13 protein-coding genes are annotated in these 9,644 nt (G+C 41.1%); 1 reads left to right on the top strand and 12 read right to left on the bottom strand.

Features of this window, described 5'->3' with window-relative positions; translation table 11 throughout:
• The first annotated feature begins 90 nt into the window (after nt 1-90).
• The gene (locus tag SINDD18_RS05595) at nt 91-1,722 is read left to right on the top strand and encodes a Na/Pi cotransporter family protein (protein ID WP_061863406.1); all 1,632 of its coding nucleotides are present in this window, start codon (nt 91-93) and stop codon (nt 1,720-1,722) included.
• A gap of 28 nt (nt 1,723-1,750) precedes the next feature.
• Here the strand turns inward: SINDD18_RS05595 and SINDD18_RS05600 are convergent, their stop codons facing one another.
• The 12 genes from SINDD18_RS05600 to SINDD18_RS05655 all read right to left on the bottom strand — a co-directional run bounded on the left by SINDD18_RS05600 (nt 1,751) and on the right by SINDD18_RS05655 (nt 9,422).
• On the bottom strand, nt 1,751-2,047 hold the full coding sequence (locus SINDD18_RS05600; protein WP_061863407.1) for an enterocin immunity protein: 297 nt from the start codon (nt 2,045-2,047) through the stop codon (nt 1,751-1,753).
• A 24-nt stretch (nt 2,048-2,071) separates the two neighbouring features.
• Nucleotides 2,072-3,136 carry a glutamyl aminopeptidase gene (pepA, locus tag SINDD18_RS05605; RefSeq protein ID WP_061863408.1) on the bottom strand — a complete coding sequence of 355 codons (1,065 nt, stop codon included), beginning with the start codon at nt 3,134-3,136 and terminating at the stop codon, nt 2,072-2,074.
• Between the two features lie 103 nt (nt 3,137-3,239).
• Nucleotides 3,240-3,494, bottom strand: coding sequence for a membrane protein insertion efficiency factor YidD (gene yidD / locus SINDD18_RS05610; RefSeq protein ID WP_061863409.1), 255 nt, complete (start codon nt 3,492-3,494; stop codon nt 3,240-3,242).
• Nucleotides 3,494-4,219, bottom strand: coding sequence for a pseudouridine synthase (locus SINDD18_RS05615; protein WP_016466836.1), 726 nt, complete (start codon nt 4,217-4,219; stop codon nt 3,494-3,496). The genes yidD and SINDD18_RS05615 overlap by 1 nt, the downstream gene beginning before the upstream one ends.
• Entirely contained in the window at nt 4,206-4,775 is a 570-nt protein-coding gene (scpB, locus tag SINDD18_RS05620) for an SMC-Scp complex subunit ScpB (protein WP_061863410.1), read from the bottom strand. Before scpB ends, SINDD18_RS05615 begins: the two co-directional genes overlap by 14 nt.
• 12 nt (nt 4,776-4,787) lie before the next feature.
• On the bottom strand, nt 4,788-5,522 hold the full coding sequence (locus SINDD18_RS05625) for a segregation/condensation protein A (protein WP_061863411.1): 735 nt from the start codon (nt 5,520-5,522) through the stop codon (nt 4,788-4,790).
• A complete protein-coding gene (gene xerD / locus SINDD18_RS05630) occupies nt 5,522-6,256 on the bottom strand; it encodes a site-specific tyrosine recombinase XerD (RefSeq protein ID WP_061863412.1) in 735 nt (244 codons plus the stop codon). The genes SINDD18_RS05625 and xerD overlap by 1 nt, the downstream gene beginning before the upstream one ends.
• Nucleotides 6,253-6,714, bottom strand: a complete 462-nt coding sequence (gene cbpB, locus SINDD18_RS05635) for a cyclic-di-AMP-binding protein CbpB (protein WP_061863413.1) — start codon at nt 6,712-6,714, stop codon at nt 6,253-6,255. The genes xerD and cbpB overlap by 4 nt, the downstream gene beginning before the upstream one ends.
• Nucleotides 6,711-7,232, bottom strand: coding sequence for a metallophosphoesterase (locus SINDD18_RS05640; protein ID WP_061863414.1), 522 nt, complete (start codon nt 7,230-7,232; stop codon nt 6,711-6,713). The genes cbpB and SINDD18_RS05640 overlap by 4 nt, the downstream gene beginning before the upstream one ends.
• Nucleotides 7,208-8,179: a nucleoside-triphosphate diphosphatase gene (locus SINDD18_RS05645; protein ID WP_061863415.1), complete on the bottom strand. Its 972-nt coding sequence runs from the start codon at nt 8,177-8,179 to the stop codon at nt 7,208-7,210. The genes SINDD18_RS05640 and SINDD18_RS05645 overlap by 25 nt, the downstream gene beginning before the upstream one ends.
• Nucleotides 8,176-8,970, bottom strand: a complete 795-nt coding sequence (gene racE, locus SINDD18_RS05650; RefSeq protein ID WP_049503242.1) for a glutamate racemase — start codon at nt 8,968-8,970, stop codon at nt 8,176-8,178. Before racE ends, SINDD18_RS05645 begins: the two co-directional genes overlap by 4 nt.
• 206 nt (nt 8,971-9,176) lie before the next feature.
• A complete protein-coding gene (locus SINDD18_RS05655; RefSeq protein WP_001048970.1) occupies nt 9,177-9,422 on the bottom strand; it encodes a YneF family protein in 246 nt (81 codons plus the stop codon).
• Between the last annotated feature and the right edge of the window lie 222 nt (nt 9,423-9,644).

The following is a 9,644-nucleotide window of genomic DNA, read 5'->3' on the forward strand; positions in this document are numbered from 1 at the left end:
AAAAAGATCATTTACTACTTGTTAGATCGCTCTTAATCCTTTAAAATAGAATGGGAGAGATTCCGCGATTATTTTTCGGAGGAAAAAGAAATGTCCATTAATTGGCAGGAAATTGTATTTCACTTTTTAGGTGGTCTGGGACTATTCTTGTATAGTATCAAGACCATGGGGGACGGCCTGCAACAAGCTGCAGGAGATCGTCTTCGATTTTACATTGACAAATATACCAGCAATCCTTTCTTTGGAATTTTAGTTGGAATTGGGATGACTGCCCTGATTCAATCGAGTTCAGGTGTTACAGTTATTACAGTTGGTCTGGTTAGTGCTGGACTATTGACCTTGCGTCAGGCTATTGGGATTGTCATGGGGGCCAATATTGGAACAACCGTCACCTCCTTTATCATAGGATTTAAATTGGGAGACTATGCTTTACCGATGCTCTTTATCGGAGCTGTCTGCCTCTTCTTTACCAAAAATCGCTCGATAAACAATATCGGACGAATCCTCTTTGGTGTCGGTGGTATCTTCTTTGCCCTCAATCTTATGAGTGGTGCCATGGAACCCCTGAAGGATTTACAAGTCTTTAAGGACTACATGGTAGAACTGAGTAAAAACCCAATCCTAGGTGTCTTTGTCGGAACAAGTTTAACCCTTCTGATTCAAGCCTCCTCAGCGACCATCGGAATTCTACAAAATCTCTATGCTAGCAATCTGATTGACCTTCAAGGAGCTCTACCAGTTCTCTTTGGGGATAACATCGGAACTACCATCACTGCTATTATCGCTTCTTTAGGTGCGAATATTGCAGCCAAACGTGTGGCAGCAGCCCATGTTGCCTTCAACGTTATCGGAACTGTGATCTGTATTATCTTCCTGGTTCCATTTACATCTTTAATCCAATGGTTTGAGAGTTTCTTAAATCTGGCTCCAGAAATGACCATCGCCTTTGCCCACGGAACCTTCAACATTACAAACACAATCATTCAGTTTCCATTCATCGGAGCACTTGCCTTCTTGGTAACCAAGCTTATCCCTGGTGAAGACGAAGTTGTTAAATACGAACCTCTTTACCTGGATGAACAACTCATCAAGCAAGCTCCTTCTATCGCTCTAGGAAATGCCAAGAAAGAACTCTTGCACCTAGGAAACTATGCTGTAAAAGCATTTGACCTTTCTTACGACTACATTATCAATTCTAACGAAAAAGTAGCTGAAAAAGGACACAAGACTGAAGAAGCTATCAATACGATCGATGAGAAATTAACGCGCTACCTCATTACTCTTTCTAGTGAAGCATTGAGTCAAAAAGAGAGTGAAGTCTTAACCAACATTCTTGACTCTTCTCGTGACTTGGAACGTATCGGAGACCACGCAGAAGCATTAATTAATCTTAATGACTACTTGCAACGCAAGAATGTTCAATTCTCTAACTCAGCCTTAGAAGAGTTGGAGGATATTTACCGTCAAACAAGTGAGTTCGTTAAAGATGCTCTTGAGAGTGTTGAAAACAATGACCTTGAAAAAGCTCAAGCTCTTATTGAACGCCATGAAGCCATCAACAAGATGGAACGCGTCCTTCGTAAGACACACATCAAACGTCTCAACAACGGTGAATGTTCTACCCAAGCTGGTGTCAACTTTATTGATATTATTTCACACTACACTCGTGTGTCAGACCACGCTATGAACCTTGCTGAAAAAGTTTTGGCTGAACAAATTTAAGATAAAGAAATGCTTTGATTCGAACGAATCAAAGCATTTTAAATAGCTCTCCAATCATAATGGAAGAGGCAGCTGCGCCCTTGTACCTAGCTTCTTCCTTTTGGATATAGCGGGCCAGATTGACTAACTCTGGCGCAGGAGTCTTGGGATTCTTGAGTAGTTCAAGTGTGACTAGCCCTGAAAGTCGGACTGCAAGCAAGCGTTCATTGGTGCTGGGCAACTGCTTAGCAGTTTCTAGGAGTGCAGCCACTAAATCTTCACTCAAGTTTTGACGGGCATGATTGTAAAGGTCCCGTATCAAGGTTTCTAGGTTTGGTTCTTCCATACCTATCACCTCCATCTTTTCAGTTTAATAATTTTTGATCAAATCTACAGTAGAGCGATCCAATTTTTTCACCAAGGCTTGTAAGAAAGCTTGAGCTTCAAGGAAGTCGTCCATAGCATAGAGTGTTTGGTGAGAGTGGATATAACGGGCACAAACACCGATTGTTGTAGAAGGTACACCACCATTTTTCAGATGAGCTGCACCTGCATCCGTTCCACCTTTTCCACAGTAGTATTGGTACTTGATTCCAGCTTCTTCAGCAGTTGTCAATAGGAAGTCCTTCATACCTGGGAGAAGCAAGTGTCCTGGATCGTAGAAACGAATCAAGGTTCCGTCACCAATCTTACCTTGACCGCCATAAACATCACCTGCTGGTGAACAGTCAACTGCTAGAAATACTTCTGGATCAAATTTGGTTGTTGATGCATGAGCACCACGAAGTCCAACTTCTTCTTGGACATTGGCACCAAGATAAAGTTCATTTCCTAGTTTTTGACCTGACAAGTTTTCTGCCAATTCACTAACCATAAGAACGCCGTAACGGTTGTCCCAAGCTTTTGAGATGATATTTTTTTCGTTTGCTGTTAGGATTGCACTACTATCTGGAACGATTGTGTCCCCAGGACGAATACCGAAACTTTCAGCCTCAGCCTTGTCCGCAAAACCACCATCAAAGATAATATCTGAAATAGCTGGCATGCTTGGTCCACCAGTTCCACGAGTCAAATGCGGCGGTACAGACCCTGAAATCACGGGAATTTCACGTCCTTCACGTGTAAAGAGTTTAAAGCGTTGGCTGCTGACAACCATAGGGTTCCAACCACCAATTTCAACTACTCGGAAGGTCCCGTCTGGCTTGATTTCGCTAACCATAAAACCAACTTCATCCATGTGAGAGGCTACCAAAACACGAGGTGCATTTTCAACTTCAGAGTGTTTAACCCCAAAAATACCACCCAAGCCATCAGTCACCACTTCATCTACGTGAGGTGTTAATTTTTCACGAAGATAAGCGCGAACAGGTGCTTCATGACCTGAGATAGCGGAAAGTTCTGTTACTTCTTTGATTTTAGAAAATAATGTTGTCATTTCTATCCCTTCTTTCTTTCAACCATTTTACCACTTTTTATAGGAGAAAGGTAGTGGAAATCAACATTTTACCAAGTAACTTACTCTTATAACAATAAAAGAATCACAAATGTGATCCTTCTTCTCTTGTATTTCGCTTTAATGAAAAGTAGTCTGGTACTGGATCTTTACCCATTTCAGACCAGGGATGGCAACGTAATATCCTAGCCAAGCCCATCAAAACTCCCTTGAATCCATGCTTTTCAATAGCCTGAATCATATAGTTTGAACAGCTAGGCTCAAATCTGCAAGACGGTGGAAAGGCTGGCGAGATAAAGCGTTGGTAAAAGCGCACTGGCGCAATTAAGATTTTTTTCATTATTTATTATTTGTTACAGCCATGGTGTGTAGTTGGCTAATTTCCTTTTTATTGAGACGACGTGATTCTCCTGGACGAAGACCCGTCAAGTCTAAGTGTCCAAAACGTGTCCGTGATAACTTATCTACTTGAAGTCCAACTGCTTCAAACATCTTTTTGACCTGGTGATTGCGCCCTTCATGGATGGTCAACTGAACAACTGAGCGGTTTTTTACTGGATCTACTTTGAGAATTTCGTAAACAGCTGGCTTAGTCTTCTTGCCATCAATCTCAACTCCACGAGTCAAAGGACGAAGATTTTCTTTATTGGCAATTCCTTTCACACGCGCAACATAGACCTTATCAATCTCATTACGAGGGTGAATCATCTCATCTGTAAAGTCTCCATCATTGGTCAAAATCAAAACTCCAGATGTATCCCAGTCCAAACGTCCCACAGGGTAAATACGCTCTTTAACATTAGGTAAGAGATCTACAACAGTCTTACGACCCTTGTCATCTGTCACACTGGAAATCACACCGCGTGGTTTATTGAGCAGATAGTAGACCTTTTCTTCGTTATAGATGGGTTGGCCTTCAACTTCGACCTTGTCGCCTGACTTGATAGTCGTTGCTAGTTCACGAACCACTTGGCCGTTAACCGTCACCAATCCTTGCTTGATCAACTCTTCTGCTTTTCTCCTACTGGCCACACCTGCGTGGGCAATATATTTATTGATTCTCATCTTCTTCTATCCTTTCACCAAATAATTGGCTTTCTTGTGCTTGAATGTCAAGCTCATCAATCACGGGCAATTCTTCCAAGTGGTTAATGCCCATGTAATCTAGGAAATAATCCGTCGTTACATAGAGATTAGGGCGTCCAAGAACCTCTTTTTTCCCGTCTTCTTTTATCAAGTCAAAGGCTTGCAACTTAGCTAGCGCTCCACTTGAATTAACCCCCCGAATAGCATCAATCTCTATCCGTGTGATAGGTTGCTTATAGGCAATAATGGACAGGGTTTCAAGCGCAGCCCGAGATAGACTCTGGTTGATTGGCGCCTTAGAATATTCCTTCAAAACATCTGCAAATTGAGGCTTGGTTACCAATCTGTAGGCACCTCCTGTCTCAATCAGGGCCAAACTAGAATCCTGGTCTTTTTCATACTTTTTGGCTAATTTTTCAAGACTCTGCTGAACCCCTGTTGGTGGTAACGATAAGAGCTCTGCTAACTGACGAGCCCTAATCCCATCTTCACCTGACACAAACAGGAGCGCTTCTATTTTTGCTAAAGTACTCATACTTCCTCTCAATCAAGCCTGACTTTGCTCTACTTGATTTTCCTCATTCTTTTTTATGAGATAAATATCTCCAAAACTCTCTTTTTGAATCAAGAGAATTTCTTGGGTTTTAATCAACTCTAAGGTTGCTAAAAAAAGTGTAATAACCTCTTGCAAATCCTTGGTTTCTTTAAACAAATCCTGTAGGCATAGTTGTTGCCCTTCTACCAAGGCTTCCCGAACAATGACCATCATATCCTCAATCTTATACTCATCTCGTAAAATGGTTGTATGGTTTTTCGAGAATTCTTCCTTTTTCTTGGTCAGTAAGGTTGAAAAGGCTAAGAAAAGATCGATCGTGGTCTTATCATGCACAAGTTCAGCATCTTCGTAAATTAACTCTGTCGGTGCTTTTGAGTAATATTGAGCTCGTTCTTGGTGCTTCACTTCCAACTGCTCTCCCAAAAGTTTAAACTTGCGGTATTCTTCGATTTGAGAAAGAAGGTCCTGTTCAAGGTCATCCTCCAAATCAGACACTTCCGCAACCTTTGGCAAGAGCTTACGACTTTTGATCAGCATCAGTTGGCTAGCCATCACCATATATTCACCTGCTACTTCTAAACGCATGGCTTGTAAGGTTGATATGTAGGCTAGATACTGCTCAATAACTTCTGTAATCGGTACCTCATAGATATCCATCTGATACTTTGAAACCAAGTGTAAGAGCAAGTCCAAAGGCCCTTCAAAATCTTTTAATTTAATATCCATTATCTATATTTTTCTAAGGTCATGACTGTTTTTAATCCCAATTTTTTGGCGATGTCATACAAGTCAACCTTCTCTTCAATTTGTCTCAGTATAAACTGTTCTCTCAATCCTTGAGCCGATAAATCTGCAAAACCTTTTTCCTTTAGAAAGGCTTCTAACTGACGAAAGGCCCATTGACGAGAGTATGGCTTCCCAGCTTTTTCAAAGATGTAGGTCTGTCCCATCAAGGGTTCTAACTCTGCAAGTAATTTTGTGGTAAGACTCAAGATTCTTTGTTGAGAGGCTTTATTGATTCTCAACACTTGAAAATCTAGATTCACATCACTTATTTTTATGGCTAGAATTTCACTAGGCAAGAGGCCCAATTCAACTATCAATAAGGCTATTAAACGCCCTTCTGGATAGGTACTTTCTTGCCAGAAAGAACTCAAGTCTAAAAGCTCTGACTTGACTTGTTTTTTCTCAGCCTGTTTCGGCAATTCCAAACGATAAAAGGTGCCAATCTTTCCTTTCTGATATAAAAAGTAAAGAAATTGATTGCAGGCGGAAACTTTACGCTTTTGGGCACTAATTTTAAAATTTAATAGTTGAGCTTGGTAGATTTTTAAACTTGTCTCAGAAATTCGTTCTCCAATAAGATCTAAAAACTGCTCCAAGTCATATTTATAAGACTGTTTAGAATTACTAGATAGATTTTGCTTTTCTTCTAAAAATGTTAAAATCCATTCTCTCATTTGCTTCGAATCTCATATTCCTTACTAAAGTCATGCAGGAGGGCATTGACAGCCTTGAGAATTGACTTCCGCGTGATAATCCCTTGGAAAAGGCCATCCTTACCAACGACTGGCAGGAAAGACTCATCCACTAGCTTATGTAAAACATCCGTCAATGTATAGTTTGGATTAACTACCGCGACATCCTTCTTTGTCATGTGAACAATATCCATATCCGCCATGACTTCCTGACTCAAATCCTGCTCCATTTGATATGCAAAAATATCTCTAAGACCTATGGTCCCAACAAATTTTTTTTCAGCAGTCACTACTGGAACTCGTGTATAAGTCATCTGGCTAAGGAGGAGAATTGCATGATCTGCATTGTGAGTATCAATGAGCACAGCCAAATTTTCAGCAGGAGTCAAAAAGGTTTCCTCTTGCTCCAGCAAAAAGAGTTCAAATTCTTTGGCAATCATCGAGCAAACTCCTTGGATAAGCCAGGATAAACCTCATGATCACGTGTCAAAAAGTCCACTTTGAAATAGCTGTCATCAATTTCCACACGAGCGTAGAGACATTCTCTGATGGTTCCACGTGGTTGACTGATAGAACCTGGATTTAGAAATAGGGTCTTCCCTTCTATCCAAGCATTTGGCACATGCAAGTGACCATAGAGACAGATATCAGCATCTTCCTCTTGGGCCCAGAAATCAAGCTTTTGGAAATTAAAGTTAATATCAAATAAGTGCCCATGAGTCTGGATGATCTTAGTTGGACCTAATTGAGTCACTAAACGTTCTGGGTAATCTGAGTAAAAATCCATGTTTCCTCTGACTACCTGGATTCCTTCCCAGAGTGGTGAATCTGGGCGAAGTTCCGAGTCACCATCGTGAAAAATAGCATCGACTTTCCCCAGATAGCGGTCACGAATTTCTTCTACAATTAAGCTATCTCCGTGTGAGTCACTCATTACAATGATGGTTTGCTTTGCCATGATGGAAATACCTCCAAAAGTTTCTTAACGGCTAAGGCACGGTGGGATTGACTATTTTTTTCTTCAAGGGTTAATTCAGCCGATGATTTACCAGTTTCTCCTACTAGGAAAAGTGGATCATAACCAAAGCCATTTTCACCCTTAGGTTCAAAGTTAATGTAACCTGGCCAGTCAGCTTCGACAACCAAGCTTTCCTTACCTGGGCTAGCTACGACCAAGGTTGTATGGAATTGAGCTGAACGGTCCTTGAGTTCAAAAACCATAGCTAATTCGTGCAAGAGTTTAGCATTGTTTTCCTGGTCAGTGGCTCCCACTCCTGCGAAACGAGCTGACCAGACACCTGGGAGACCACCAAGCACATCGACTTTAAGACCAGAATCATCTGCTAGAACCATCTTTCCTGTTAATTTAGAAATAGTTTCAGCTTTGAGGCGAGCATTTTCTTCAAAGGTCATACCCGTTTCTGCTACTTCAGGCAGGTCTGGATAATCATTGAGATTTTCTACGTCATAGCCCAGTTTGTCAAAGATAGCACGAAATTCCTTGGTCTTCCCTTCGTTACGAGTCGCTATGAGCAAGGTTTCTCTGACTTTATTTGTCTCGAAAAAGTCTTGAACATTGACTCCTTCTTTAGGCAATTCTACATGCAGAAGTTGTCCATTTTCAACTAAGAGCAAGGCACCTTGGCGTTGAATGACTTCCAAGTTTCGATTTGCTTCTTGGTTAAGTATATCTACTACAAAAGAGAGTAAGCGGTAGGCTGAACCATATCGTAAAACAGTGACTGAAAGTGGAAATCCTCGCTCCTCATCTCGAAAGATTTTGGCCAAATCAAATAGCGGAAACTCTAACTCATCATCCGTCAAAGTCCGAATGCCACCAAAAACACTGTAGGACCCGACATACCAGTCCTGGTCGTCCTTGTATTCATAAATTTTGTTTGTCATAATGTTACATGCTCCACATGAATCTCTTTTTCCAGCCATTCTGCTCCTATCTGGGCAAAACTTTGGCTATTTGCAGTTGTATAAAAACGGTGTTGAAGGGGCGCCGCATCTCGGCTACGATTAATCTCAAAGTAATTGAGCAAGACAGAAATATCACGCACACACTCAGCTCCACTATCGATCAGCTGAACCTTAGGCCCCATGACATTTTGGATGATAGGTCTAAGGAGCGGATAATGGGTACAGCCTAAAATCAAGCTATCTACTTTTCCGACCAAGGGACGCAAGGTTTCATAGACAACTTTCTTGGTCACACTGGTCGATAGGGCTCCTGACTCGACCAAAGGAGCAAACTTAGGGCAGGCCAAGCTTTCCACTTGTAAATCTGGGTCTAGATCATGAATCTTTTGTCGATAAATATCTGATTTTACCGTCATTGGAGTTCCAATCACACCGATTTTCCCACCTTGACTCGCTTTGATGGCTGCTGATGCACCAGGCAAAATCACACCCAACACCGGAATATCCAACTTAGCTTTAATCTCTTCCCAGACGACTGCCGTTGCTGTATTACAAGCAATGACAATCATCTTAACATCCTTGGTCAAAAGAAAGTTGACCAGTTGCCAAGTATATTCACGAATCTGCTCAGCAGGACGGGGACCATAAGGAGCCCGTGCCGAATCTCCAATATAGACGATTTCTTCATGGGGAAGCTGGCGCATGAGTTCACGTACAACCGTCAAACCTCCAACGCCCGAATCCAAAAAACCAATCGGTCGATTATCCATACAGTCTTCTTTCTAGTCTTATTTTTCTGATTGATAGTTCATTATTATTCATTTCTTCCTGAAATTGCTGACAGACTGGGTAGCTCCCCACTGTCTCCCTCTTAATCATAATCAATTATCAATAGAATGCAAGGAAAAAGTCTTGTCTCTATATATCAGTCAAACATAGTGAGAAGTCTGGAACTTTCATCCCAGACTTTTCCTATTTATTTCTTTTTATTGTTAGCAAGGGCTGCTTTTTGTTGGCGAATGATTTGGTGGTAAACTTGTTGTACTTTTGCTTCGCTTGGCTTTTGACCGTTTGCACTCAAGAGAGTACGAACTGCTTCTGCGTTCAAACGTGGGTTATCCGCAAATTCTTTTTCGATTTGCTTGCGCACCAAGTACATACCTCCAAGAGCTCCTCCTAGAAAAGCTAAAAGAATCAATACAATTGCTAAAATAAGGTTCATAACATTTCTCCTGTTTCTTTTTGAATCTTCTATATTATACCATAAAGTCATACGCCTGACTAGTTTGAGTTACGCTTACATCCACTGTAATTTCCTAAGTAATTAGCAAATACTTCATACTTAGTAAAATTTGGTAAAAAAAGCCCATTTACCTTGTAAGCCCTTGCAATAGTTTTGTTTATTTGTTATATTAAGATTATCTGAAAAAAATCACACATATGG

The sequence above is a fragment of the Streptococcus infantis genome, from assembly GCF_001579645.1.
Taxonomy (GTDB): domain Bacteria; phylum Bacillota; class Bacilli; order Lactobacillales; family Streptococcaceae; genus Streptococcus; species Streptococcus infantis_E.